The organism is Klebsiella sp. KE9456, assembly GCF_043832615.1.
Taxonomy (GTDB): domain Bacteria; phylum Pseudomonadota; class Gammaproteobacteria; order Enterobacterales; family Enterobacteriaceae; genus Klebsiella; species Klebsiella indica.
The window spans coordinates 47,208-73,609 of record NZ_JBDYQK010000020.1 but is presented as its reverse complement, the minus strand read 5'-3'; the positions used below and the strand labels follow the sequence as shown (position 1 = coordinate 73,609).

General features: G+C 55.7%; 25 protein-coding genes. 6 read left to right on the top strand and 19 right to left on the bottom strand.

Features of this window, described 5'->3' with window-relative positions:
* Positions 1 to 10 precede the first annotated feature (10 nt).
* The 3 genes from nusB to pgpA all read left to right on the top strand — a co-directional run bounded on the left by nusB (position 11) and on the right by pgpA (position 1,976).
* Positions 11 to 430 carry a transcription antitermination factor NusB gene (gene nusB / locus ABK821_RS19285; RefSeq protein WP_138358145.1) on the top strand — a complete coding sequence of 140 codons (420 nt, stop codon included), beginning with the start codon at positions 11 to 13 and terminating at the stop codon, positions 428 to 430.
* A gap of 75 nt (positions 431 to 505) precedes the next feature.
* On the top strand, positions 506 to 1,483 hold the full coding sequence (thiL, locus tag ABK821_RS19280; protein WP_142501775.1) for a thiamine-phosphate kinase: 978 nt from the start codon (positions 506 to 508) through the stop codon (positions 1,481 to 1,483).
* Positions 1,461 to 1,976, top strand: a complete 516-nt coding sequence (gene pgpA, locus ABK821_RS19275; protein ID WP_138358141.1) for a phosphatidylglycerophosphatase A — start codon at positions 1,461 to 1,463, stop codon at positions 1,974 to 1,976. The genes thiL and pgpA overlap by 23 nt, the downstream gene beginning before the upstream one ends.
* A 32-nt stretch (positions 1,977 to 2,008) precedes the next feature.
* Here the strand turns inward: pgpA and ABK821_RS19270 are convergent, their stop codons facing one another.
* The 4 genes from ABK821_RS19270 to xseB are packed head-to-tail and all read right to left on the bottom strand — an operon-like array spanning position 2,009 to position 6,067.
* On the bottom strand, positions 2,009 to 2,983 hold the full coding sequence (locus ABK821_RS19270; protein WP_343178341.1) for an aldo/keto reductase: 975 nt from the start codon (positions 2,981 to 2,983) through the stop codon (positions 2,009 to 2,011).
* Between the two features lie 60 nt (positions 2,984 to 3,043).
* Positions 3,044 to 4,906, bottom strand: a complete 1,863-nt coding sequence (gene dxs / locus ABK821_RS19265) for a 1-deoxy-D-xylulose-5-phosphate synthase (protein WP_343178340.1) — start codon at positions 4,904 to 4,906, stop codon at positions 3,044 to 3,046.
* Positions 4,907 to 4,924: 18 nt separating this feature from the next.
* On the bottom strand, positions 4,925 to 5,824 hold the full coding sequence (ispA, locus tag ABK821_RS19260) for a (2E,6E)-farnesyl diphosphate synthase (protein WP_138358135.1): 900 nt from the start codon (positions 5,822 to 5,824) through the stop codon (positions 4,925 to 4,927).
* On the bottom strand, positions 5,825 to 6,067 hold the full coding sequence (gene xseB / locus ABK821_RS19255; protein WP_138358133.1) for an exodeoxyribonuclease VII small subunit: 243 nt from the start codon (positions 6,065 to 6,067) through the stop codon (positions 5,825 to 5,827). It abuts the gene before it with no gap.
* 199 nt (positions 6,068 to 6,266) lie between these two features.
* Here xseB and thiI point away from each other — a divergent pair, with 199 nt between their 5' ends.
* A complete protein-coding gene (gene thiI / locus ABK821_RS19250; RefSeq protein ID WP_138358131.1) occupies positions 6,267 to 7,715 on the top strand; it encodes a tRNA uracil 4-sulfurtransferase ThiI in 1,449 nt (482 codons plus the stop codon).
* Positions 7,716 to 7,772: 57 nt separating this feature from the next.
* On the opposite strand, the gene yajL is transcribed toward thiI, so the two are convergent.
* Together yajL and panE are read right to left on the bottom strand one after the other, a co-directional pair.
* A complete protein-coding gene (yajL, locus tag ABK821_RS19245; protein WP_142501773.1) occupies positions 7,773 to 8,363 on the bottom strand; it encodes a protein deglycase YajL in 591 nt (196 codons plus the stop codon).
* Positions 8,326 to 9,237 carry a 2-dehydropantoate 2-reductase gene (gene panE, locus ABK821_RS19240; RefSeq protein WP_138358127.1) on the bottom strand — a complete coding sequence of 304 codons (912 nt, stop codon included), beginning with the start codon at positions 9,235 to 9,237 and terminating at the stop codon, positions 8,326 to 8,328. The genes yajL and panE overlap by 38 nt, the downstream gene beginning before the upstream one ends.
* A 142-nt stretch (positions 9,238 to 9,379) precedes the next feature.
* Here panE and ABK821_RS19235 point away from each other — a divergent pair, with 142 nt between their 5' ends.
* Complete coding sequence (locus ABK821_RS19235; RefSeq protein WP_138358125.1) at positions 9,380 to 9,871, top strand: YajQ family cyclic di-GMP-binding protein; 492 nt, start codon at positions 9,380 to 9,382, stop codon at positions 9,869 to 9,871.
* Positions 9,872 to 10,116: 245 nt separating this feature from the next.
* Here the strand turns inward: ABK821_RS19235 and ABK821_RS19230 are convergent, their stop codons facing one another.
* From ABK821_RS19230 to ABK821_RS19200, 7 genes are all read right to left on the bottom strand, one after another.
* Positions 10,117 to 11,481, bottom strand: coding sequence for an MFS transporter (locus ABK821_RS19230; RefSeq protein WP_343178339.1), 1,365 nt, complete (start codon positions 11,479 to 11,481; stop codon positions 10,117 to 10,119).
* Between the two features lie 245 nt (positions 11,482 to 11,726).
* On the bottom strand, positions 11,727 to 13,091 hold the full coding sequence (locus ABK821_RS19225) for an aromatic acid/H+ symport family MFS transporter (protein ID WP_343178338.1): 1,365 nt from the start codon (positions 13,089 to 13,091) through the stop codon (positions 11,727 to 11,729).
* A 10-nt stretch (positions 13,092 to 13,101) separates the two neighbouring features.
* Entirely contained in the window at positions 13,102 to 13,920 is an 819-nt protein-coding gene (locus tag ABK821_RS19220; RefSeq protein ID WP_308561231.1) for a TIM barrel protein, read from the bottom strand.
* A 65-nt stretch (positions 13,921 to 13,985) separates the two neighbouring features.
* Positions 13,986 to 15,689 (bottom strand): FAD-dependent oxidoreductase, encoded by a 1,704-nt coding sequence (locus ABK821_RS19215; protein WP_343178337.1) that lies wholly within the window; start codon positions 15,687 to 15,689, stop codon positions 13,986 to 13,988.
* 10 nt (positions 15,690 to 15,699) lie between these two features.
* Positions 15,700 to 16,020 (bottom strand): NIPSNAP family protein, encoded by a 321-nt coding sequence (locus tag ABK821_RS19210; protein WP_138358115.1) that lies wholly within the window; start codon positions 16,018 to 16,020, stop codon positions 15,700 to 15,702.
* 12 nt (positions 16,021 to 16,032) lie between these two features.
* On the bottom strand, positions 16,033 to 17,709 hold the full coding sequence (locus tag ABK821_RS19205) for an FAD-dependent oxidoreductase (protein WP_138358113.1): 1,677 nt from the start codon (positions 17,707 to 17,709) through the stop codon (positions 16,033 to 16,035).
* The gene (locus ABK821_RS19200) at positions 17,706 to 18,527 is read right to left on the bottom strand and encodes a shikimate dehydrogenase (RefSeq protein WP_142501768.1); all 822 of its coding nucleotides are present in this window, start codon (positions 18,525 to 18,527) and stop codon (positions 17,706 to 17,708) included. Before ABK821_RS19200 ends, ABK821_RS19205 begins: the two co-directional genes overlap by 4 nt.
* A 152-nt stretch (positions 18,528 to 18,679) precedes the next feature.
* Between ABK821_RS19200 and ABK821_RS19195 the strand changes: the two genes are divergently transcribed.
* Entirely contained in the window at positions 18,680 to 19,438 is a 759-nt protein-coding gene (locus ABK821_RS19195; protein ID WP_138358109.1) for an IclR family transcriptional regulator C-terminal domain-containing protein, read from the top strand.
* Between the two features lie 196 nt (positions 19,439 to 19,634).
* On the opposite strand, the gene cyoE is transcribed toward ABK821_RS19195, so the two are convergent.
* The 6 genes from cyoE to ampG form a co-directional block, all read right to left on the bottom strand.
* Positions 19,635 to 20,522, bottom strand: coding sequence for a heme o synthase (gene cyoE, locus ABK821_RS19190; protein ID WP_138358107.1), 888 nt, complete (start codon positions 20,520 to 20,522; stop codon positions 19,635 to 19,637).
* A gap of 11 nt (positions 20,523 to 20,533) precedes the next feature.
* Complete coding sequence (locus tag ABK821_RS19185; protein ID WP_138358105.1) at positions 20,534 to 20,863, bottom strand: cytochrome o ubiquinol oxidase subunit IV; 330 nt, start codon at positions 20,861 to 20,863, stop codon at positions 20,534 to 20,536.
* Positions 20,863 to 21,474 carry a cytochrome o ubiquinol oxidase subunit III gene (locus ABK821_RS19180; RefSeq protein ID WP_138358103.1) on the bottom strand — a complete coding sequence of 204 codons (612 nt, stop codon included), beginning with the start codon at positions 21,472 to 21,474 and terminating at the stop codon, positions 20,863 to 20,865. Before ABK821_RS19180 ends, ABK821_RS19185 begins: the two co-directional genes overlap by 1 nt.
* Positions 21,474 to 23,456 (bottom strand): cytochrome o ubiquinol oxidase subunit I, encoded by a 1,983-nt coding sequence (cyoB, locus tag ABK821_RS19175; RefSeq protein WP_343178336.1) that lies wholly within the window; start codon positions 23,454 to 23,456, stop codon positions 21,474 to 21,476. The genes ABK821_RS19180 and cyoB overlap by 1 nt, the downstream gene beginning before the upstream one ends.
* Before the next feature lie 19 nt (positions 23,457 to 23,475).
* Positions 23,476 to 24,423, bottom strand: coding sequence for a cytochrome o ubiquinol oxidase subunit II (gene cyoA / locus ABK821_RS19170; protein WP_138358099.1), 948 nt, complete (start codon positions 24,421 to 24,423; stop codon positions 23,476 to 23,478).
* Between the two features lie 480 nt (positions 24,424 to 24,903).
* A complete protein-coding gene (gene ampG, locus ABK821_RS19165; RefSeq protein WP_343178335.1) occupies positions 24,904 to 26,379 on the bottom strand; it encodes a muropeptide MFS transporter AmpG in 1,476 nt (491 codons plus the stop codon).
* Positions 26,380 to 26,402 lie beyond the last annotated feature (23 nt).

The following is a 26,402-nucleotide window of genomic DNA, read 5'->3' as shown; positions in this document are numbered from 1 at the left end:
GGGGAATTCCGTGAAACCTGCTGCTCGTCGCCGCGCTCGTGAGTGTGCTGTCCAGGCGCTTTACTCCTGGCAGTTGTCCCAGAACGACATCGCTGATGTCGAATACCAGTTCCTGGCGGAACAGGATGTGAAAGATGTGGACATTCTGTATTTCCGTGAGCTGCTGTCCGGAGTGGCGACTAACAGCGCATATCTCGACGGCCTGATGAAGCCGTACCTGTCTCGTCTGCTGGACGAGCTGGGTCAGGTGGAAAAGGCAGTGCTGCGTATCGCGCTGTTTGAACTGGCAAAGCGCAGCGATGTACCGTACAAAGTTGCGATTAACGAAGCCATCGAGCTGGCAAAAACCTTTGGCGCTGAAGATAGCCACAAGTTTGTCAACGGCGTGCTGGACAAAGCAGCCCCGGTAATTCGTCCCAACAAAAAGTAAACGCCAGGGCCGGTTTTGCAGAGTTCTGCTCTCTGCAATCCGGTCTTATTTTTTTCTTTTGCTGAGGCATAACGTATGGCATGCGGCGAATTTTCCCTGATTGCCCGTTATTTTGATCGTGTAAAAAGCGCCCGTCTTGATGTTGAAACCGGCATTGGTGACGACTGCGCACTCCTGAATATCCCCGAGAAAAAAACGCTGGCAATCAGCACCGACACTCTGGTGGCGGGAAACCATTTTTTACCTGATATCGACCCTGCCGACCTGGCTTATAAAGCGCTGGCGGTGAATTTGAGCGACCTTGCGGCAATGGGCGCTGAACCGGCGTGGTTAACGCTGGCTCTGACCCTGCCGGAAGCGGACGAAGCGTGGCTGGAGGCCTTTAGCGACAGCCTGTTTGTTCAGCTTAGCTATTATGATATGCAGCTGATTGGCGGCGATACCACTCGCGGGCCGCTGTCGATGACGCTGGGCATTCACGGCTTCGTGCCGCCGGGACGTGCGTTGAAGCGCTCCGGAGCGAAGCCGGGCGACTGGATTTATGTCACCGGGACGCCGGGGGATAGCGCTGCGGGCCTGGCGATTTTGCAGGCGCGGCTACAGGTTGAAGACGCGGCCGATGCCGATTATCTGCTGGCGCGCCATCTGCGCCCGCTACCGCGTATTCTGCAGGGCCAGGCGCTGCGCGATCTGGCAAGCTCCGCCATCGATCTTTCCGACGGCCTGATTTCCGATCTGGGGCATATTCTCAACGCCAGCGGCTGCGGCGCGCGCGTTGATCTGGATATGATGCCGTTCTCGGATGCGATGCTGCGCCAGGTTGACGCGGAGCAGGCGCTCCGCTGGGCGCTTTCCGGCGGCGAAGATTACGAGCTGTGCTTTACCGTGCCTGAACTTAACCGCGGGGCCCTGGATGTCGCTCTCGCCCATCTTGGCGCGCGTTTTACCTGTATCGGGCAGATCCTGCCGGAAAACGAAGGTCTGCACTTTACCCGCGAGGGGAAGGCGGTCACGCTGAACTTTAAGGGGTATGACCATTTTGGTGCGGAGTAAAGATGTCGCGAAAAGCCGCCTGAAGATGCGTAATCCCTGGCATCTGCTGGCGACCGGTTTTGGCAGCGGGTTAAGTCCTGTCGTGCCTGGAACCATGGGATCGCTGGCGTCGATTCCATTCTGGTATCTGATGACTTTTCTCCCCTGGCAGCTCTATTCGCTGGTGGTGATGATGAGCATCTGCATCGGCGTGTATATCTGTCACCGTACGGCGAAAGATATGGGTACCCACGATCACGGCAGTATCGTCTGGGACGAGTTTGTCGGGATGTGGATCACCCTGATGGCTTTGCCGACGCTGGACTGGCAGTGGGTTGCCGCAGGGTTTGTTATTTTCCGTATTTTTGATATGTGGAAGCCGTGGCCGATCCGCTGGTTCGATCGCAATATCCACGGCGGGATGGGCATTATGGTGGACGATATCGTCGCCGGAGTGATTTCCGCCGGGGTCCTGTACGTAATTGGCCATCACTGGCCGATAGGCCTGTTCTGACGACAACCCGGCCAGCAGGCCGGGCGTTGTGTTTACTTGAATCCCACTGTGGGATGCGGTTTATATGGCGCTTCCAGCTTTTCAATCTGCGCCGGCGTGAGGCTTAAATCGACCGCATGAAGCAGCTCATCCAGTTGTTCCTGTCTTGAGGCGCCGATAATCGGCGCGGCCACGGTCGGCTTGCTTAACAGCCAGGCCAGCGCCACCTGAGCGCGCCCGGCGTCAAGTTCTTCCGCGACTTCGGCAAGGTTTGCCGCAACTTGTTTATCGTTTTCATCCGTTGTGTTGTAGAGGGACCTACCGAATTCATCCGATACCAGACGGGCGGTGGTTTCCCCCCACGGGCGAGTCAGGCGACCGCGCGCCAGCGGGCTCCACGGCATCACCGCGACGCCTTTACGGCTACACAGCGGCAACATCTCGTTTTCCTCTTCACGATAAATCAGATTGTAGTGGTCCTGCATGGTGACGAAGCGCGCCCAGTTATTCTGCTCCTGCAACGCCAGCGCCTGGGCAAACTGCCGGGCATGCATCGACGAGGCGCCGATATAGCGCGCTTTACCCGCCTTAACGACATCGTTTAGCGCTTCCAGGGTCTCTTCAATCGGGGTGGCGTAATCCCAGCGGTGGATTTGCAGCAGATCGACATACTCCATGTTGAGACGGCGCAGGCTGTCGTCAATGGATCGCAGGATTTGCCCCCGTGACAGTCCCTGGGGCAGATCGCCCACCTGATGGTAAACCTTCGTGGCGACGATAACGGCATCGCGGCGGGCATACTCACGCAGCGCGCGACCGAGGATCTCTTCGCTGCTGCCGTCGGAATAGTTGTTCGAGGTGTCGAAAAAATTGATGCCGCCTTCAAGGGCATGCTTGATCAGCGGACGGCTGCTCTCTTCCGGTAAGGTCCAGGCGTGGTTACCGCGATCCGGTTCGCCGAACGTCATACAGCCGAGGCACAGCCGGGAAACGCGCAGATCGGTATTGCCAAGGGGAATGTAGTGCATAATGCGCTCCTGCTACGAATAAAGAATATCGTTTAAGCATAGCAGGAGCCGTGATGGGAATTATGCTAACCAGGCGTGGATTTTGGCTTCAATACCGGCGGCATCGAGGCCGAGGTCGGCATGAACCTCTTCTTGCGTTCCCTGCGGAATAAAGCAATCAGGCAGGCCAAGATTCAGCACCGGAACCATGCGGCGGCGGGACATCAGCAGCTCATTCACGCCGCTGCCCGCACCGCCCATAACGGCATTCTCTTCAAGGGTCACCAGCGCTTCATGTTCGGCGGCCAGTTGCAGGATCAGCGCGTCATCCAGCGGTTTGGCAAAACGCATATCCACCAGAGTGGCATCAAGCTTTTCCGCTACTTTTGCGGCTTGCGGCAGCAGCGTGCCGAAATTAAGCATGGCGATCTTCTTACCTTCGCGTTTCACCACCCCTTTACCGATAGCCAGCGAAGACAGCGGTTCAAATGCCGCGCCGGTACCTGAACCGCGCGGGTAGCGCACGGCGCTCGGGCCATCGTTGTAGTGATAGCCGGTATACAGCATCTGGCGACATTCGTTCTCATCGCTCGGGGTCATGATAACCATATCCGGGATACAGCGCAGGAAGGAGATATCAAACGCGCCCTGATGGGTCTGCCCATCGGCGCCGACGATCCCCGCACGGTCGATGGCGAAAAGCACCGGTAGCTTCTGGATCGCGACATCGTGAATCACCTGGTCATAGGCGCGCTGCAGGAAGGTGGAGTAAATCGCCACCACCGGCTTGTAGCCGCCAATCGCCAGCCCGGCGGCAAAAGTCACCGCATGCTGCTCGGCGATAGCGACGTCGAAATACTGGTCAGGATATTTTTTCGAGAACTCGACCATCCCGGAGCCTTCGCGCATCGCCGGGGTGATGGCCATTAATTTGTCATCTTTCGCGGCGGTTTCGCACAGCCAGTCGCCGAAGATTTTTGAGTAAGTAGGCAGACCGCCGCTGCTTTTGGGCAGCACGCCGCTGGTGTGGTCGAATTTCGGCACCGCATGGAAGGTAATCGGGTCTTTTTCGGCGGGCTCATAGCCGCGGCCTTTTTTGGTCATAATATGCAGGAACTGGGGTCCTTTCAGATCGCGCATATTCTTCAGCGTATTAACCAGGCCGATAACATCGTGGCCATCCACCGGCCCAATGTAGTTAAAGCCCAGCTCTTCAAACAGCGTTCCCGGTACCACCATGCCTTTGAGATGTTCTTCGGTGCGTTTGAGCAACTCTTTGATGGGCGGTACGCCTGAAAAGACCTTTTTGCCGCCTTCACGCAGTGTGGAATAAAGCTTGCCGGAGAGCAGTTGCGCCAGATGGTTGTTTAGCGCCCCGACATTTTCGGAGATCGACATTTCATTGTCATTGAGGACCACCAACAGGTCGGGTTTGATGTCGCCCGCGTGGTTCATCGCTTCAAATGCCATCCCGGCGGTTATTGCCCCATCGCCGATAACGCAGACCGCGCGGCGCTGCTTATCTTCTTTGGCCGCGGCGATCGCAATCCCAATCCCGGCGGAGATGGAGGTTGAAGAGTGACCAACGCTCAGTACGTCATACTCGCTTTCTCCGCGCCACGGGAAAGGATGAAGCCCGCCTTTCTGGCGGATGGTGCCGATTTGGTCGCGGCGACCGGTCAGAATTTTATGCGGGTATGCCTGATGGCCCACGTCCCAGATCAGGCGATCAAACGGCGTGTTATAGACGTAATGTAGCGCCACAGTGAGCTCTACTGTACCGAGGCCGGAGGCAAAGTGCCCGCTGGAACGGCTGACGCTGTCCAGCAGATAACGCCGTAGTTCATCGCACAGTTTTGGCAGACTATCTTTTGGCAACAGACGCAACTCCTGGGTGGAATCCACCAGCGCCAGGGTCGGGTATTTGGCAATATCAAAACTCATCAGAGACTCATTTATTGTTTATTTATCGCGCTGAATTATGTAATTCGCGAGCGCGTTCAGCGCCGTGATATCCAGAGATTGCGCGGCCAGTTCATTTAGCGACTGGCGAGCATCAGTAATCAGATCATGGGCTTTTTTCCGGGCTTGCTCAAGTCCCAGAAGGGCGGGGTAGGTGCTTTTGCCCAACTGCTGGTCGGCTCCCTGACGTTTGCCGAGTGTCGCAGTATCCCCTACTACATCAAGAATGTCATCCTGGACCTGGAAAGCCAGACCGATATTTTCCGCATAGCGGTCAAGGGCGGGCAGCGCTTTACGCCCCGCATCCCCCGCGCTCAATGCTCCCAGTCGCACCGCCGCGCGGATGAGCGCCCCGGTCTTGTGGCGATGAATACGCTCCAGCGCCTGCAGATCAACCTGCTGACCTTCCGCCTGCAGATCCAGCGCCTGACCGCCGCACATACCGGCGATGCCGCTGGCCTGCGCCAGTTCAGAAATCATCGCCAGACGATCGCGATCCGGCACTTCCGGCATGGAGGCATCACTCAGTATAGAAAACGCCAGCGTTTGCAGGGCGTCTCCGGCAAGAATAGCGTTCGCTTCGCCGAATTTAATATGGCAGGTCGGCTGGCCGCGGCGTAAATCGTCATCATCCATCGCCGGCAGATCGTCGTGTATCAGCGAATAAGCATGAATGCACTCAACGGCGGCGGCGGGGGCGTCCAGCGTGGAACGACTGACGCCAAACATGTCGCCGGTGGCATAAACCAGAAACGGGCGCAGGCGTTTGCCGCCCAAGAGTGCGCCATATTGCATGGCTTCGACCAGCGGAGTGTTCTGAAAAGGCTGAGGCGCGATAAAGCGACGAAGGGCATCGTTGGCTTGTTCAACACAAGCCTGTAGCTGTTGGGGAAAGTCCATTTATTCAGCGTCCGGCGTAAAAGATGTAAGCGGCGCGTCTTCGCTATCCGCCAGCAGAATTTGTACGCGCTGCTCTGCCTGCTGCAGTTTGGCCTGCCCCTGGCGCGCCAGCTGTATTCCGCGCTCAAATTCCCCGAGCGCTTCTTCTAACGGCAGTGAGCCGCTTTCCAGACGATTAACAATCTGTTCCAGCTCGCTCAGGGCGGTTTCAAAACTGGCCGGGGCCTCATTTTTCTTTGGCATAGTGAATATAGACTCTTGTCATGTCTTAATAGCGATCAATATGGTAACGAAGTCGCGCGGTTAATCAAATAACGCGCAATGCCAGGTGAAAAGCGCCCAATAGTGGTATACTCCGCGCCCTGGATGCAGACGCCGATCGCGCCTGTACAACTTTTTATGCTTAAAAGCCCACCGGGCTTGCTAACGAACTATTGTCGCTATGAAGTTTATCATTAAATTGTTCCCGGAAATCACCATCAAAAGCCAATCTGTGCGATTGCGCTTCATTAAAATCTTAACCGGGAACATTCGTAACGTTCTCAAGAACTATGATGAGACGCTTGCCGTCGTTCGTCACTGGGACCATATCGAAGTCCGGGCGAAAGATGAAAATCAGCGCCCGGCTATCCGCGACGCGCTGACCCGCATTCCCGGTATTCACCATATTCTGGAAGTTGAAGATGTTCCTTTTACTTCCCTGCACGACATTTTCGAACAGACTCTGCCGCTATGGCGTGAAACGCTGGAAGGCAAAAGTTTCTGCGTGCGCGTTAAGCGTCGCGGTAAGCATGAGTTTACCTCTATTGAAGTAGAACGCTACGTCGGCGGCGGTTTAAACCAGCATATTGAAACGGCGCGGGTGAAGCTGACCAACCCGGATGTGACGGTCAACCTTGAGATCGAAAACGATCGTCTGCTGCTGGTGAAAGGGCGCTACGAAGGTATTGGCGGTTTCCCGATCGGTACTCAGGAAGATGTCCTGTCACTGATTTCCGGCGGTTTCGATTCCGGCGTCTCCAGCTATATGCTGATGCGTCGCGGCTGCCGCGTGCATTACTGTTTCTTCAACCTTGGCGGCGCGGCGCATGAAATCGGCGTGCGTCAGGTGGCGCATTACCTGTGGAATCGCTTCGGTAGTTCTCATCGTGTCCGTTTTGTGGCGATTAACTTTGAACCGGTGGTTGGTGAAATTCTTGAGAAAGTCGATGACGGCCAGATGGGCGTGGTGCTCAAGCGTATGATGGTCCGCGCGGCGTCAAAAGTTGCCGAGCGCTACGGCGTGCAGGCGCTGGTGACTGGCGAGGCCTTAGGCCAGGTCTCCAGTCAGACGCTGACCAACCTGCGCCTGATCGACAACGTTTCGGATACGCTGATTCTGCGTCCGCTGATTTCGCACGATAAAGAGCACATTATTAATCTGGCGCGCGAAATCGGCACCGAAGATTTTGCCCGCACCATGCCCGAATATTGCGGCGTTATTTCGAAAAGTCCGACGGTGAAAGCGGTGAAGGCCAGGATCGAGGCGGAAGAAGAGCATTTCGATTTCAGTATCCTTGATAAAGTGGTGGCGGAAGCGAATAACATTGATATTCGCGATATCGCTCAGCAGACCGGGCAGGACGTGGTGGAAGTGGAGACCGTCAGCGGTTTCGGCCCCGATGACATGATCCTCGATATCCGTTCTGTTGATGAACAGGACGATAAGCCGCTGAAGGTGGACGGCGTGGAGGTGGTTTCTCTGCCGTTCTATAAGCTGAGCACCAAATTTGGCGATCTCGACCAGAGTAAAACCTGGCTGTTGTGGTGCGAGCGCGGCGTGATGAGCCGTCTGCAGGCGCTGTATCTGCGCGAGCAGGGCTTTGACAACGTGAAGGTGTATCGCCCTTAGTTTTTTGCATCAAGGCGCAAACATGAAAAACGGCAATCCTGGGTTGCCGTTTTGCGTCTATTCATAGTAGTTATAAATACCCGCCGCCATCACCAGTTGTGAAGCGACGTCGTGCGCTTTTTCGCGCCCAACCAGCAGATCGATTATCTTCAAGGCGAAATCAATTGCTGTTCCCGGCCCCTGACTGGTGAGCAGTTTTACGCGAGGGTCCCATACCACACGTTTATCCAGCCACTGTTCGGCGGGGATTTTGTCTTTCAATGCCGGGAAGCCGGTCATATTGCCGATGGGGAAGATAGCGTGCGGAACGAGCACCGTGGCGGCCGCTGCACAAATCGCGGCGACAATACGCCCGGAACGGTGGAACTGCTTAACGGTTTCGACCAGCAGCGGGCTGTCGCGGAAGCACTCTGCCCCCTTAATGCCGCCGGGTAAAACGATGATATCGAAATCGCCGTCGGCCACGTCAACCAGCGGCGCATCGGCCAGCAGCCTGACGCCGCGTGAGCAGACGATGGTCAGATCGCCATCGCTGGCGACGCTCGCCGTGGTGACCCTGATGCCGCCGCGAACGAGTAAATCAATGGTGGTGACTGCTTCGGTCTCTTCGCTACCAGGGGCGAGGCAAATCAGTGCCGACGCGCTCATATTCATTCTCCTTATGCTTTACCAGTTCAAACAGACGGGTATTTTCCGGTACGGCGATGCCGTGGGCGCGAGCGCGTTTTAACAGAAAACCAGTGATATAGTCGATTTCCGTATGGCGCTGGGCGAGAATATCCTGCAGCATAGAAGAGGTATTTTCTGCCGTACTTTCAATAACCTGATGAACATAGAATAACAGGTTTTCCGGCGAGGTATGCATTCCCTCGCGCTCCATAACCGCCGCAACCTCATAACAAATCGCGGCGACCTCCTGCGGGTATGCGCGTAACTCGCCGTTCCGGCAATTTTTCAACGCCGTCAGCGGGTTAATCACGCAGTTCACCGCCAGCTTACTCCAGATTGCGGGATAGATATTGTTATGCCAGGCAACGTCGGGCAACACGCGCTGCAGAACATCGGCGAGATAGCTGTAGTCCTGCGGATAGTTTTTTGCCGGGCCAATATGGCTGGTACCGTTGGCGACATGGATGATGACGTTGCCGTCGCGACGGGCCGCCTGGGTTGTCGAAGCCATCAGCAACGGCTGTTTGATGGTTTTAAGTTCATCCACAGTGCCCATGCCATTATGCATTAACAGAACCGGCGATGATGCGGGCAGGGCGGCGCTGAGATTTTTCACTGCGTTAGAAACCTGCCAGGCTTTTAGCGTCACCAGCAACAGGTCGCTGCTGGCGAGGAATTCAGGATCGTTAGCGGTGAAGGATTCGTTAAACACGCTACCGTCGGTTTCAATCACATTAACGCTGCAGAATGGTTGAGGGACGCGTAGCCAGCCCTGGACTTCATGTCCGTGTTTGTACAGCGCAGTTAGCCATAACTGTCCCAGTGCACCGCATCCGAGTACGGTTACTTTCATTATTCCTCCTCACCTGTAAGTGCTGCATCAGGTGTTCATGGCTAAAGTATAGCGTTATCAGTTATCCTCTCGGGATAACAAGTTGAGTTATGTTGCGTTGCAGGTATTATGCAACGCAAAAGAAACGGAAGGAGAGGAAAAGATGCCATCTTTCGATATTGTCTCTGAAGTCGATCTTCAGGAAGTTCGAAACGCCGTAGAGAACGCGGGCCGTGAGGTTGAATCGCGTTTTGATTTTCGTAACGTTGAAGCGAGCTTTGAACTGAACGAAAAAAACGAGACCATCAAGGTCCTCAGCGAGTCTGATTTTCAGGTTAACCAGCTATTGGATATCCTGCGCGCCAAGCTGCTGAAACGCGGCATTGAAGGCAGCTCAATCGAGGTGCCGGATGAGTTTGTGCACAGCGGTAAAACCTGGTTTGTCGATGCAAAGCTGAAGCAAGGGATTGAGAGCGCGACGCAGAAGAAAATCGTCAAGCTTATTAAGGACAGCAAGCTGAAAGTACAGGCACAGATTCAAGGGGAAGAAATTCGCGTTACCGGTAAGTCTCGCGACGATCTGCAGTCGGTTATGGCGCTGGTGCGCGGCGGTGATTTAGGCCAGCCGTTCCAGTTCAAAAACTTCCGCGATTAAGCGCGCGGGAGCCTTTGCAGGATTGATATTACTATAAAAGCGGGTTAACCCCGCTTCAGATTGCTGACAAAGTGCGTTTTTCCGGAATTGCCCGGCGGCGCTTCGCTTGCGCGGGCCTACGAAAAACCCATAACATATATGATATTATTGATTTTATATGCCGGGTGGCGGCTGACGCCTGACCCGGCCTGCAAATGCTGACTGCCGTTTTCTATTGGTTCACGCTAACCTGCGATGAACCTTTTTTATACCCCTTTGATAGCCTGCTCAATCTCAAAGCGGTTAGTGATCTTACTGTCTATTTTGATGTAGACCGAACGCTCTTCAGCAATCACCAGCACCTCTTTTACGCCCTCTTTGGCCTGTAAACGTTCCTGTAATATCACATCCGCAGCGACATCATCGGGGATCTCGACCCGCAGGCTGCTGACGTACGGTGGTTCACTCATGGTGCTGGCCACCAGTAGCCACAGCATTGCCAGCAGCGCGCCAAGCAGGAACACGGTTTGTGCGTCAAAGAAGCCATCCACCCAGCCGCCAATAGCTCCGCCAATCGCCACGCCGAGGAACTGGCTGGTGGAGTAAACCCCCATTGCGGTGCCTTTGTAACCGGCCGGTGATTCTTTACTGATTAACGATGGCAACAGCGCTTCCAGCAGATTAAACGCGAGGAAGAACAATTGCACGCCCGCCACCAGTTCCCAGAAGTAGCCCCCGGCACCCCAGAGCACGATCTCAGCAATCAGCAGGATCGCAACGCACAGCAGGAAAACGCGTTTCATTTTGCGCTTTACTTCGGCGTAGATAATAAACGGCACCACGGCGATGAAGGAGACCACCATGGTGACCAGATAGATTTTCCAGTGTTCGGCGGCGGGAAAACCGGCGGCCTCAAGCTGTCCCGGCAGGGCGACGAAGGTGGACATCAGCATGGTATGCAGACACATAATGCCGAAGTTGAGTCTTAGCAGTCTGGGTTCAGCAAGCACTTTACTGAAGCAGCCTTTTACCATCCCGGACTCACGATTCAGTACGTGATGACGGCTGTTTGGCACCACCCATAGCGTGAGCAGAATGCCGAGCGTTGCCAGAGCGGCAATCATCCAGAAGAGCGCATGCAGGCCCAACTGATGGGTCACTATGGGGCCGAGAACCATCGCGATAGCAAAGGTGATGCCAAAACTGACGCCAATAAAGGCCATGGCTTTCGTGCGATTCTGTTCACGTGTTAAATCGGAAAGCAGCGCCATTACCGCCGCGGCAATCGCCCCGGAGCCTTGCAGCGCACGGCCCAGAATAATGCCCCAGATAGCGTCGGAAAGGGCGGCGATAACGCTGCCGAGAATAAAGATTAACAGACCGCCGACTATCAGCGGTTTGCGCCCGATCCTGTCAGAAAGCAGGCCGAAAGGGATCTGAAATATTGCCTGGGCCAGCCCGTAAATGCCAATTGCCAGACCGATGAGCGCTTCACTGGCGCCTTGTAACGCCATGCCATAGGTGGTCAGAACCGGCAGGACCATAAACATGCCGAGCATACGCAGAGAGAATACGGCCCCCAAACCCCAGGTCGCGCGCAGTTCGCCTGGCGTCATTTTGTTATCGTTCATTACTACCTCAATATAAAAATTGCGACTAGTGTAGTGGTGGTAGCATGAAGCGTAAATAAATGTTTGTTTAACAGATATTACGACAGTGTTGCATGATGAGGGGAGGCGGTAATCGCCGGACGGTCTGCCAGCGGCACCGATGCGGGTCAGACGCAACGGCGAGGATGAATGACGGATAACGGGTCAGCCCAATCTGAAACCACCGGGGGCTCCGGTGGTTTTTGTCCTGGTTCCGCGCGGTTAATTTATGGCGCGCTCCTGATTGCCGCCGCCGGGGATGCGGATTTTTTCGTCGCATCGGCGGCAAAAATACTTTTAGCCACCAGCCCGGCGACGGTGATCGCGGCGGGAATGCCAAGGATCAGGAAAACGCTTTCGAAGCGGAGGTTCAGCGCCAGCATTTCAGCCCCGGCAAAGGCGCTGAGGATGGCCCCCATCCGACCAACCCCATGCATCCAACTGGAGCCAGTGGCCCGCGCTTCTGTGGGATAATAGCGGGCGGAGAGCGCGTTCATACCCGTATTTGCGCCGTTTAAACAGGCACCGCTGATAAATGCCAGCAGGCAAATGAGCGCAAAGCTTGCCGCCGCATAGCCCATCGCCATCGTAAACAGGCCGCCCACCGCGTAAATAAACCCAAGTGCCCGATGCGGGTTGATTCGGTCCATCAGCCAGCCAGCGAACAGCGAACCAATAGTTCCGCCCGCCTGGTACATTGCCGTCATCACCGCCGCCTGGCTGACCGTCAGGCCCACCTCTTTAACCAGCGTCGGTAGCCAGCTACCGAGGAGATAAACCAAAAAAAGCCCCATAAAGTAAACCAGCCATAGCATCAGCGAACCGAAGCGATACTGGCGGGAGAGCACGATGCGCATCGCATTGGTACTGGCGGGCTGTACCGGGAGGCTGAATTCGGCATTATCGGCGATTTGTCCGGGATAGAGGCGCCGCAAAATCTTGCGAATGCGTTCGGCTGGCGCTCGCTTAACCACCAGAAAGCGCACTGATTCGGGCAACAGCCAGATGAGTAGCGGCGCGAACAACAGCGGGAGAATACCGCCGAGCAGCATCAGTGAATGCCAGCCAAATTTCGGGATCAGCCATGATGCGGAGAAACCGCCTGCCGCCGCGCCAAAGGTGAAACCACAAAAAATAATCGTAATCAGAAACGAACGCTGGCGCTCGGGGGCGTACTCCGATACCAGAGTGCCGATATTCGGCATCGCGGCGCCTAATCCCAGCCCGGTCATAAAGCGAAAGAACACCATCTGTTCGATATTGTGTGAAAGCGCAGTGGCGATGGTCCAGAAGCCGAAGAAAAAGACGCTGTTGATGATAATTTTTTTCCGCCCCAGCCAGTCGGCGAGCGGCCCGGAGAAAATGGCGCCCAGCGCGAGGCCGATCAGCGCCGCGCTAATCACGAAGCCAAGTTCGTGATTGCTTACTCCCCACTCCTGTTTTAACGCCGGGGCGATAAAACCCATGATGGCGATATCAAAACCGTCCAGCGCGATCACGCAAAAACCTAAAAACACCACCAGTTTCTGGAATCGGCTGAGCGGATTGGCGTTGATTAACTCCCGAACGTCAAGGCGATGAGTCTGTGTCATTAGCCTCTCCTTATGCGCAAGGGCGCAGATAGGACTGCGCGGCGTTAAACAGCAGTTGCGCGCGAGTCAGCGGCGGCAACGCGCCACGTTCTCCGCTCAGTGGAACCTCGATCGAGACCGGCAGCATGGGCGGAAGCGCCGCCATCAGGCCATGCAGATCGAGCCCGCCTTCGCCGGGCACCTTACGTGCGGCGCGGGCCTGGTAAATCAGTTCCTGTTCATCAGCGGGCATGAGCGGCGAGGCATCACAAAGTTGCATATAGTTGAGGCTATTTTGGGGCAGTTCAGCGAGCGTCGAAAGCGACTCGCCAGCCCGCCAGAAGTGGATCGCGTCGATCAAAATACCGATATCTGAGCGGCCGCTGGCGTCGATCAGCGCCCGGGCATCGGCGATGGTGCGCAGGTGAGTCCAGGGCATGGGTTCCAGGTTCATGGTTAAGTCATACTCCCGACCGGCTTCGGCAAGGCGGGCGAGATTTTCCGCGCTGCGCGCGAGGTTTTCATCGTTTCCGGCGACCAGTACCTGTTTGGCCCCCAGGCGCGTAGCGGTGTCGAAGAACCGCTGCAGACGGGCGTTCAATGAAAAATCCGGCGTCAGGCGGACGATCTCAACGTCTGAGACGCCAATACCGGTTTCCTTCAGCGCCGCCAGGGTATCACGGACGGTGGCGGTATCGCCGAGCATGTCATAATCCGGGTCGGACGGTGTTGCGGGGAGCAGGCGCAGGCCTACGTGGCTGTAACCGGTTTGTGCCGCGATCCGCACCTGTTCCGGCGGAGGGACGTCGAGTAGGGTAAGCGCAGCGAGTGACAGGGTACGCATGTTCATAATGGACTCCAGTACAGTTGCAGGTGGTTGTTGTTATGTGTATCGCCGTCCCTGGTAAAATCTTTTTAATGCATTGTTTTATTAATGCTTTCCGTTAATTTTTTTCCGACCAGATAGCCAAAGGTCATCGCTGGCCCAAGCGTGATGCCGCCGCTGGGATAGAATCCCCGCATCACGCTCGACATATCGTTACCGATGGCGTAAAGGCCCGGAATCGGCTGTTGCCGGGCATCCAGCACGTGGGCGCAGTCATCGGTTTGTAGTCCGCTAAAGGAACCTAAAGAGCCGGGAAGAATGCGCACGGCATAAAAAGGCGCATCGCTGAGTTTTCCCAGCGTGGGGTGGCCTGAGCTGCTGGCATCGCCCTGGGCGCGGTTATAGGCCGATGCGCCGCGCTGAAAGTCTGTGTCTTCGCCCTTGTCGGCAAAGCCGTTAAAGCGGGCGATGGTTTCCACCAGCTGTTGCGGATTGATTGCGCATTTTTCCGCCAGTGCTTTCAGCGTTTCGCCGGTGTGCAGATAGCCGGTCCGTCGCCAGGCCTCCGGGGTAAAAGGGAAGGGGCGGGCATGGCCTAATCCATACCGCCGCAGCGCCCGACTATCGGCAATCAGCCATGCTTGCGGCGTTTCGCCGGGTGGCGTCGCTTTAAGCAGCGCGGCGATAAAATCGTGATAGGAGTCGGCTTCATTGGTGAAGCGTTTGCCGTTGGGCAACACGGCAATAAAGCCGGGTTTCGCGCGTTCCACCAGGTGCGGGAACACCAGTTGCAGCCCGCTGGCGAGGGTGACGCGCGAGACCGGCGCCCAGGCCATGGGGTGTCTGAGCGAGGTATCAAACTGGCCGCCGACCGATTCGCCGAGCCGAATACCGTCGCCCTGATTGCCCGGGGGCGCCGCGGAGAAGTGTCCATAGCCGCTGGCGGCGTGCGGCACATTTTCCGCCAGCCGTTGTCTGTCGTGAGGAAAGCCGCCGCAGGCAAGGATCACCGCCCCGGAGCGGACATGTATCTCGCCGCCATCGCAGTGCAATATCGCCCCTTCAACGCGGTTGTCGGCGGTGAGCAGGCGTTGTACCGGCGCGTTAAGCTGAAAGTTAACCCCTGCGTCCAGCGCCGAACGTAGCAGGCGGGCGACCAGCGCATTGCCGTTCACCAGGTGCTGTCCGCGTCCGGCGCGCAGACGCTGCCAGCCGTGACGTAGCAGGCGACGGGTCGCATACAGCGCCGAGCGCGGTGAACGGGTGGCGTTGAAAAAGTGCGCCATATCCGTCCCGCCGGCAATGCCCATTCCCGCGAGGCTGATGGTTTCCAGCGGCGGGCGCAGGCGATATAACCACTCCCCCAGCAGGCGTCCATCAAAAGGCCGGGCCGTGACCGAGCGGCCGCCCTGTGCATATCCCGGAGAGTTATGAAAATCAGGCATTTTGCTGCCGGAAAGAAACTGCACCGCCGTGTGACGACGGAAGAAGTCGATCATCTCCGGCCCGTACTTCAGAAAGGCGCGCAGGCGCGCGTCAGCTTCCTGCCCGTCCATTTCATGTCGCAGATAGGTGAGCGGCGCATCGGGATCTTCGGTAATGCCCTCCTCGCGCGCCAACGGATTATGTGGGATCCACAGCCAGCCGCCGGACCAGGCGCTGGTGCCGCCAATGACCGACTCCTTTTCCGCGACCAGCACGCTGGCGCCGCCGAGCGCGGCGGTAACGGCGGCGGAGAGCCCCGCCGCGCCGGAGCCGACCACCAGAACATCAACGTTCATCTGTCCGCTCATCGCTGGCTCCTTATTGCAGTGGTGAAAAATCAGTGGGGCGCAGAAGTACCGACTCCAGGCGTTCAACGGCGGCCAGTTCGCGATTTTTACGCGAGAAAGTCAGCCAGCGTGGGTCCTGGGCCATTCGCCCACGACGTGCCAGACGATCGTCGAGGCTTTCATAAGCCCAGATATGCACCACCTGATTGACGACGCCAATTTCGGTAAAGAAGAAGCCGATGAGTTTACCGAGATGTTCGGTCTGAACGGCGTAAGCGTCGCTTTTATACAGCGCCAGCCAGTCGGCCATTTTCAGCGGATTGATGGTGTAAGTACGTTTTTCATAAATCATGGTGTTCTCCTGTTACAGTGCGGGTTGTTGCGCCATATGACTGGCTGCGAGGTAGCCGAAAGTCAGCGCCGGGCCGAGGGTTATCCCCGGGCCGGGATAGGTTCCGGCCATGATGGAGTCCATATCGTTACCCACGGCATAAAGCCCTTTAATGGGTTGGCCCTGTTGGTTAACGACCTGCGCATCGGCGGTGGTGACCAGCCCGCGCGACGTACCGAGATCGCCGGTATAAAGAGTGACGGCATAAAACGGGGCGCAGGTGAGCGCGGCGTTGCAGGGGTTCGGCTGGTGGCCCGGGTCGCCCATTGCGCGGTTATAGCTGTTGCCGCCTTTAGCGAATGCCGGGTCATGTCCTTCGGCGGCGGTGCGGTTATAGCGGTTTACCGTCTCAACGAGGGTTTGTGGCTCCAGGCCGAGCTGCTGCGCCAGTTCGGCGAGGGTCGAGGCCTTGTGCAGATAGCCCGCCTTGATCAGCGCATCGTTATTTACCGGCGCGGGGCGCGCCAGACCCAGGCCATAGCGCTTCATGGCCTGGGCATCGCAAATCAGAAAACAGGGGGCATTTTCTGGCTGACTTTGCATCGCGCTGGCAAAGTGGTGATACGAGTTTGACTCATTAACAAAGCGGACTGCCCGTTGGTTGACGGCGATAACGCCGGGTTTCGCGCGGTCGGTCACGAGGTGAGGAAAGCGCTCTTGCGAGCCATCGGGATGACGTAGCACCGATACGGGCGCCCAGAAAAAATTAGATGGCCTGTCCTCACCTTCACAGGCATTGACCCCTGCGCCAAGCCGCAGTGCGGCACCGTCGTTGGTGACGGGCGACATGGTATAGTGTTCGCGGGTTTTAGGGCGATAGCGTTCGGCCAGCTTGCCAGCGGCGAATCCCCCCGCCGCCAGTACCACGCCGCAACGGGCGGCGAGAGTCTGTTTTTGACCATCATGCTCAATTTCGACGCCAGTCACTTCGCCATGCTGTTCGGTCAGCGACAGCACTGTGGTGTTGAGCCTGAGCGTCATGCCTTTGCGTAAGGCGAGAGTCGCCATGCGGGCAATCAGCGCATTGCCCATCGCCAGCCGGGTGCCGCGATGGTGTTTCAGGCGATCGCGGCCGTAGCGCAGCAGCAGCTTGCTACAGTGCGCTAACGAACGCAGTGAACGGCGCATATCAAGAAAGTGCTGGATATCAACGCGATTAACCATCATGCCGCCAAACAGCAGCATCCCCGGCGGGGGAGAGCGCAGGTCGCGAAAGTGCTCTCCCAGCTCTCGTCCGTCATACTCCACCACTTCCAGCGCCCGGCCAACATCGACGGCGCCGGGTTCATCCGGGTAATAATCCGGGGAGAGCGGACGCAGGCTATATTTCACCGCCCCCTCTTTTTCTAGAAACGCCAGCGCCTCGCGGCCAGAGGTGATAAAGGCATCCACCAGATCCTGACGATAGTTCGACTCGCCGATAATCGTCCGCAGATAGCTGGCAATCGCCTGCGCGGTGCCGCTTTTTGCTGATTTTCGCGCCTGATCGCTATCGTGGATCCATACCGCGCCGCCGGAAATGGCGGAAGTGCCGCCAAACTGTGGGGCTTTTTCCAGCATTAGTACCGATAACCCCTTACAGCAGGCGGTCACCGCGGCGGCAAAGCCAGCGGCACCGCTGCCGATAACGATGACATCCCAGCTTTTCATGCCGCCGCCCCTTGTTCCTGCGGAATGACGCCAATAAATTGTCCCAGCAGTTTCATCTGTGCCAGCGCCATTTCCGGGCCGGTCTGAATCACGCAGCCACGATCGCGGGCGAAGGCAAGGAGCGGGGTTATCACCGGCGCGGTCACGACATCCGCGACATGAATCGATGGCGGTAGCGTTTCCAGCAGCGCTTGCGGCAGCGGTAAGGGCTCAAAACCCGACATTCCCGCCGGGGAACCATTAATCACTAAATCCAGATCCTCAAGCGTCGTGGGCAAGTCTGTGAGATGAACATGCGGAAAATGGGTTGCCAGCCGGTTGTGCAATAACTGCTGAGTGGCGGGATTCTGATCGTAGAGCGCCAGTTGGCTAATACCCGCTTCGCAGAGCTCCCACACCATTGCGCTGCCGACGCCGCCGCAGCCGGAAAGCAGCGCCTTTTTACCTGCAGCGTGAAAGCCATGCGCCTCTGCGGCAAGCTGAAAACCGACGCCATCAAGCATATCGCCCTGTAAACGGCCATCCGCCAGCTTACGGATCACATTGACGGCGTTCAGGTGTCGGGCTCGCGGAGTTAACTCATCGACCAGCGTGGCGGCGCGCTGCTTGTGCGGGACGGTGACCAGCACGCCGCTCATGTTGTGCCACCCTCGCAGCGCATTTAGGTAGTCGGCAACGGCTTCCGGGGCGATATCGACCGGGATCATGACGCGATCCATCCGTTGCTCAGCGAAGTAGCGGTTGAAGTTCTCCGGTGATTTAACCTGGCTAATCGGGTGGCCAATAACGGCGACGACTTGAGTGAATCCACTGATCATTTCAAACCTCATTTGTTAAATGAATGTTGTGAAAGTATTTCAGCGGAAGCTGAGAGCGACAACGCAGAATTCGGCCATACTGGTTGTTAATCGCACCAGTACTGCGATAATCGCGTTAAATCGATTGTATTGTTGCAAAACTGTGAACAACTATGCAAAACCAGATTCATTCCCGCGATCTGATCGTCGGCTTACAAAAGGGGCTGGCGTTGATCCAGCTCTTCTCTAAAACGTTCCCGCGGCTTACCGTACCGCAGGCGGCGAAAATGAGCGGGCTGACGCAAAGCGCCGCACGGCGGTTTTTCCTTACATTGCTGCATGAACGTTATTTGCAGACTGATGGCCGCTATTACTGGCTGACGCCAAAAGCGTTACGCCTGGGGCAGGCGTATGTTGATTCGGCACAGTTTCCGCGCATGGTGCGGCCAATCGTGGAGTACATCGCCAGCCGCACGGAAGAGCATGCTTCGGTCGGTATGATTGATGATGATGAGCTGGTTTATATTGCTCGTAGTAAACATACGCCGTTTAACTCAACATCAGTGCGACTGGGCGAGCGGGTGCCGATTTACTGTACGGCCGGGGGGCGACTCTGGCTGGCCTCGCTACCGGAAGCCGAGTGTGAAGCCGTTCTGCAGCGGATTCGGCGTGAAAAGCGCACGCCCTATACGGTCACTGACGTTGCCGCGCTAATGGAAAAAATCGCTCAGGTTCGCCGTCAGGGATATGCGGCGATTGAGCAGGAGTTTGAAATAGGCATGCTGGTGCTGGCCGTGCCGCTATCGGACAGAGACGGGATTTACTGGGGCGCGCTGAGCTTAACCAGTCATCAATCAAGAACCTCGCTTGAGGCATTGTGTCGCGATCATCTCGATTTGCTTTATAGCGCTCAGGCGATGCTGACGGGGTAGTCCTGGAGAGAAGAGAGAGCGGATCAGGCGCAATATTGCAGGCGATGACGCGGTCCTGTATACCGCTCCGCGCAGCATTGTTTACGACGCTGAGCAGACATTCACTGCGGCGCTATCTGGTTATGCTGTCGTTTTTATAAAAAAACAGCCTCCGGTCTTGCGAGCGGAGGCTGCTGAGCGATTGCTGAGTGCGGTTTTATCTGACCATAGCCAGCAAATTATGTGAATCCGGCACCATAAAATCGACGGACATCATTACCGACAGCGCGGTAATGGCGACGATAGAAAAGACGAACAGTTTGCGCGCCCAGACTTTATCGTCCGCCACTTTGTAACCACGCAGCGCCATACCGAGCCACCAGACGCTCACTGCGGCCGCAACCACCAGATATTTATATCCGGCGTAGCCGCCCAGAGAGAGCATCAGCGTCGCGACGGCGAAGCCGATGATGTAGAGGGTGATATGGTTTTTGGCCACTGAAATACCCTTCACCACCGGCAGAACCGGAATATTCGCCGCCTGATAATCCTTAAAGCGGAAAATCGCGATGGCGTAGGAGTGGGGCATTTGCCACAGGCTGAAAATCGCCAGCAGAATGGCGGCGCCGCTGTCAAAGTCGCCGGTCACCGCGCAGTAGCCAATCACTGGCGGCGCAGCGCCAGAGAGAGAACCAATCAGCGTGCCGTAGACGGAGTGGCGTTTCATGTACAGGCTGTAAAGACCAACATAAACCACGAACCCCATCACCCCAAGCCCGCAGGCCAGGGGATTGGCACCAAACCACAGGAGCATGAAGCCAGCAATACCCAGCAGGGTGGCGTATACCAGCGAAGCTTCTGGCGAGATCAGCCCTTTGACCAGCACCCGGTTTTTCGTCCGTTCCATCTTACGATCGATATCACGGTCGATGTAGTTGTTGAAAACACAACCCGAGGCGACCACCAGGGATACTCCGAGGAGCGTCCAGATGAACAGCGGATAGTCGATGTGGCCTTTGGAGGCCAGCAGGAAACCGCCGATCACGGAGATCAGGTTGCCAAAAATGATGCCTGGTTTCGTTACTTGCAGGTATTGCTTAAACATACTCGCCGCTCTTAGTGCATCATCATATTGTAGTTCAGGTTCCACATAATCCAGATGGAGCCGACAACTACGATAGCAATGATGATTACGGTGAAGATAAACGCGGTCAGGTTCCAACCTTCGTCTGATTTACTGTTCATATGCAGGAAGTACACCAGGTGCACGATAATCTGCACAACCGCAGTCACCAGAATGGTTCCCAGAATAGCCGCATGCGATGCGGAGCCACTCATAACCATTGCAAACGGGATAACCGTCAGAATGATCGACAGGATAAAGCCTGTCATGTAGCTCTTCACGCTACCGTGAGAAGCGCCATTATGATCGGTAGAATGACTCATTACATCGCCCCCATCAGATAAACAACCGAGAACACGCAGATCCACACGACGTCCAGGAAGTGCCAGAACAGGCTCAGGCACATGATACGGGTGCGGTTAGTGCTGGTCAGGCCACGGCGTGAAACTTGTACCATCAATACGGCCATCCAGATCAGACCGGAGGTTACGTGCAGACCGTGGGTGCCGACCAGTGCGAAGAACGCTGACAGGAAGCCGCTACGATTCGGTCCCATACCTTCAACAATCAGGTGATGGAATTCATAGAGTTCCATCGCGATGAACCCTGCCCCGAAGAGGAAGGTCAGCGCCAGCCAGGAAACCACCTGGCTTTTGTTGTTTTTGTACATGGCAATCGCAGCCATGCCGTAGGTGATGGAGCTGAACAGCAGCAGTGCGGTTTCAACCAGAACGAACGGCAGTTCGAAAATATCTTTACCGCTCGGACCGCCCGCTGTGCCGTTCACCAGAACGGCATAGGTTGCGAACAGAGAGGCGAAGATAATGCAGTCGCTCATCAGGTAGATCCAGAAGCCGAAGACTTTCATCGGTCCTGTATCATGGTGCCCGTGTTCATGCGCGTGGGCATTATGCGCAAGAGTATCAGTTGCCATTATTTCAGCCCTGCTTTGTTAATCTCATCGAAATGCTGATTTTCCAGTTTTTCGACTACTGCAACCGGTACGTAGTAATCCACGTCCTCGTCAAAGCTCTTGATAATCCAGGTCACCAGGATTCCGGCGAAGCTTGCAATCGCCATCCACCAGATGTGCCAGATCATTGCGAAACCAAACACCGTTGCGAAAGCCGCAATAACGATGCCCGCGCCGCTGTTTTTCGGCATATGAATCTCTTCATAGCCTGCCGGTTTTTTATAGGCGTCGCCTTTTTCTTTCATTTCCCAGAAGGCGTCACGCTCGTGAACCTGAGGAACGATAGCGAAGTTATAGAACGGCGGAGGAGAAGAGGTCGCCCACTCCAGCGTACGGCCACCCCATGGGTCGCCGGTCAGATCGCGGTTCCGCTCGCGATCGCGGATAGAGACGTAGAACTGAATCAACTGGCAAAGGATACCGCAAGCGATCAGCGCCGCGCCGCAGGCTGCAACAACCAGCATCGGGTGGAACTGCGGGTCAATCTGCTGGCTCAGGCGACGGGTCATACCCATAAAGCCCAGCACATACAGCGGCATAAACGCCACGAAGAAGCCGATAATCCAGAACCAGAAAGCGCGTTTGCCCCAGGTCTCGTTCAGCGTGAAGCCAAAGGCTTTCGGCCACCAGTAGGTCAGACCCGCGAAGCAACCGAACACCACGCCGCCGATGATGACGTTATGGAAGTGCGCGATCAGGAACAGGCTGTTGTGCAGCACGAAGTCGGCGCCCGGTACCGCCAGCAGAACGCCGGTCATACCACCGACCGAGAAGGTCACAATAAAGCCAATCGTCCACATCATTGCAGAGTTGAAGACGATGCGGCCCTGGTACATGGTGAACAGCCAGTTGAAGATCTTAACCCCGGTCGGGATCGCGATAATCATGGTGGTGATACCGAAGAAGGCGTTGACGTTCGCGCCCGCACCCATAGTAAAGAAGTGGTGCAGCCAAACGATAAACGACAGAACGGTAATACATACTGTTGCCCATACCAGCGAGGTATAGCCAAACAGACGTTTACGCGAGAAGGTCGCCGCGATTTCGGAGAAGACGCCGAATACCGGCAGAACCAGAATGTACACTTCCGGGTGACCCCAGGCCCAAATCAGGTTGATGTACATCATCATGTTGCCACCCATATCGTTGGTAAAGAAATGGGTGCCCAGGTAGCGGTCCAGGGTCAGCAGCGCGACGGTGACGGTCAGAATGGGGAAGGAGGCGATAATCAGGATGTTGGCGCACAGAGATGCCCAGCTAAATACCGGCATCTTGAACATCGTCATGCCAGGGGCACGCATCTTGATGATTGTCACAAAGAAGTTAATACCGGTTAACGTGGTACCAATACCGGATAGCTGGATAGCCCAGATCCAGTAATCGACGCCAACGCCCGGACTGTACTCGATTCCCGATAGCGGCGGATAGGCCAGCCAACCGGTCTGCGCGAATTCACCAACGCCCAGAGAAAGGTTAACCAGAATCACGCCTACAACGGTGAACCAGAAGCTCAGGTTGTTAAGGAATGGGAAAGCAACATCGCGCGCGCCGAGCTGCAGTGGAACCACCAGGTTCATCAGGCCGATAACAAACGGCATCGCGACGAAGAAGATCATAATAACGCCGTGGGCGGTAAAGATCTGATCGTAGTGGTGAGGCGGCAGGAAGCCAGCTTCTCCGGCCGAGGCCAGCACCTGCTGGCTACGCATCATAATGGCATCGGCAAAGCCACGCAGCAACATGACGATTGCGACGATAACGTACATGATACCGAGCCGTTTGTGGTCAACCGAAGTCAGCCACTCTTTCCAAAGGTAGGACCACTTACCGAAGTAAGTGATGGCAGCGAGAACCGCCAGTCCCCCGATGATAATCGCAGCCACCGTAACCATAATAATCGGTTCATGGTAGGGGACTGCATCCAGTGTAAGTTTTCCGAACATCGTTTTCTTCCTCGGCCCCTTAGTGAGCGGTTTCCGCGTGGCTCATGTCCATGTCTTCCATCCCTTCATGCGCTGCGTGCTCGCCTTCCGGTTGGGACATATCCATGCTCTTACCGTGAGACATAAATTTGTTAATAACGTCTTTAAACAAATCCGGTTTCACGTCAGAGAAGTATTCCACTTTGTTGTATTCGCTAGGCGCAGCCAGTTTGTCGAACGCATCCATGGAATCCATGACATTCGCAGACTGTTTGGCTTTCGCTACCCACTGATCGAAGGTTGCACGATCCGGCGTAGCGATAGCTTTGAACTTCATTCCAGAGAAGCCCGGGCCGCTATAGCTGGCGGAGATGCCGTCGTAAGTACCAGGTTCGTTCGCAATGAGGTGCAGTTGAGTCTGCATCCCGGCCATTGCGTAAATCTGGCTGCCTAAACGTGGGATAAAGAACGAGTTCATCACGGAGTTGGAGGTCACTTTGAAGTGTACCGGTACGTTCGCCGGGAAGGCGATTTCGTTGACGGTAGCAATACCTTGCTCCGGATAGATGAAGAACCATTTCCAGTCCATCGAAACGACTTCGATGGTGATCGGTTTTTCATCGTTAGCAAGCGGTTTGCTCGGCTCTAATGCGTGAGTGGTTTTCCAGGTCAGAACGGCCAGGAACAGGATGATCAGAATAGGCACTGTCCAGACCACCGCTTCAACTTTGTTGGAGTGTGACCAGTTAGGGCTATACTTCGCATCTTTATTGCTCGCACGGTACTTCCAGGCAAATCCTACTGCCATCAAGACGGCTGGAATAACGACAATCAGCATCAGGCCAAAGGCCGTCAGAATCAGAGAGCGTTGCTCCAGTCCAATCTGTCCTTTTGGGTCAAGGAGTGCAGAATCGCAGCCACTGAGTAATACAGTACCTGCGATTAATGACATCCATCCCAAACTTTTATTGTATTTCCTAAGTCTCATTGAACGACCTCAATTCCACGGAATCTGGTGGCGCTTAAAGTGTGCGGGCATTTTACGGGAAGGTTGCATTACTGTAAACATCGTTGGAGCAGTGTCTGTACTGTGTTAGCTACTTTTGCCTGGTTTGTCACATGTGTTACTAAGTATGACATAATAACTTGCAAACCTTGATTTCCGCGGGATTGATAACGACAGGGATAAGAAAGAAAAGGTTTATAAGGTAATGAGTATAACTGTGGGAAAAACAATACAAATAATTAACAATTAATTATCAAGCATGAGACATAATAAAATCGCAAAATACAATTATTTGTGCTGAATCGCTTAAATTATTTAAAGATTCGAATAAAAATTGTCAATAATTTCCAGAAATAGAAAGCGCACAAAACAACAAATAACGGCTGATAAATATTGAAACGTTAATAAGACGTTATAATTACGTTTCGTAATTACAACGTCTATTCACGCCCGGGCAATGGTTTAAATCAGTTCCGTTCTGCGTAGTGCCAGATAGTCGAGGAGCGCGCCGAGTAAAATACCGCCAACGGCGGTGAGTACGGCGATTTCCAGCAGGCCTGCAAGGAAGTCGAAGGCGGTGTAGTTCAGCGCGTTCAGTACCAGCAGCAGCAACCATATCGCCAGCATCAGGCAGCCCACTGCCAGGATAAGTAAAGCCAGCGTATAAGTCTGGGGAAAGCGGGTGCGGGGGATAAAATTTTCAGTTTTCTGGGTGTACTCCAGCGTGCGTCGACAAATTAACAGCAGCAAAATCCCCGGAACGGCGGCAATCACAGAGAAGAGATAGAAGGTCGGCCAACCGTAGGCTTCAACAAACCAACCGGCGATTGGGCCAACGTAAACGCGCCCGACAGCGGAAAGGGCGGAGAGCAGCGCAAACTGAGTGGCGGAAAAGGATTTATTGCATAGGGTCATCAGCAGCGCGACAAATGCCGCGGTGCCCATCCCGCCGCACAGGTTTTCGAAAAAGACAGCCGTTGCCATGGATATGAGATGCTTATCGGTAATCGACAGTAGCCAATAACCGGCGTTGGATACTCCCTGCAACAGACCAAAAATGAACAGCGCGCGGAACAGCGTCAGGCGCTGCATGAGCACGCCGCCATAAAGTGCGCCGACAATCGTAGCGAACAGGCCCAGCGTTTTATTCACCATTCCTACTTCGCCCGCATCGAAACCGACGCCGCGAATCAGGAATGTGGTGGTCAGACTCATGGCAAACGCGTCGCCAAGCTTATAAAGGACGATAAGCAAGAGAATGAGCCAGGCGTTATTGCGGCCAAAAAAGTCGCGCAACGGTGCGGCAACGGCCTGCTCCAGCGTCTTCGGTACCGGAATGACGTCGCTGGGTTCCGGGGCCAGCAGGGTGGCGATAATGCAGGGGATTAGCAGCGCGGCCATCAGCCAGTACATTCCCTGCCAGCCGAGCCAGCGGTCCGCCAGCCACAGGGCCAGTCCGCCGGAAACCAGCATGCCCAGGCGATAGCCCAGCACGCTGATTGCCGCGCCGGTGCCGCGCTCTTCGGCTGTCAGCACATCGGTTTTCCACGCATCGAAGACGATATCCTGAGAAGCGGAGCAGAAAGCGATGATGACCGCCAGCGCGGCCATCCAGCGTAATTGCGAGGCAGGTTCGAGGAATCCCATTCCGGCAATCGCGATAAGCAGCAGGAACTGGGTGGCTAACAGCCAGCCGCGACGACGACCACAAAACGGCGGCGTATAGCGATCCATCAGCGGCGACCAGAGGAACTTAAAGACGTAGGCCTGGCCGACGAGCGAAAAAAAACCAATCGTTTTCAGATCGATATTTTCCACGGTCATCCATGCCTGCAGCGTGCCTGACGTCAGGGCCAGCGGTAAGCCGGACGCGAAACCGAGGATCAGCAAAATGGCCGATTTGGGTTGCGTGAAAATGCGTAAGTAGTGATTGGACATGGCGTATCGCACAGACCTGGCCA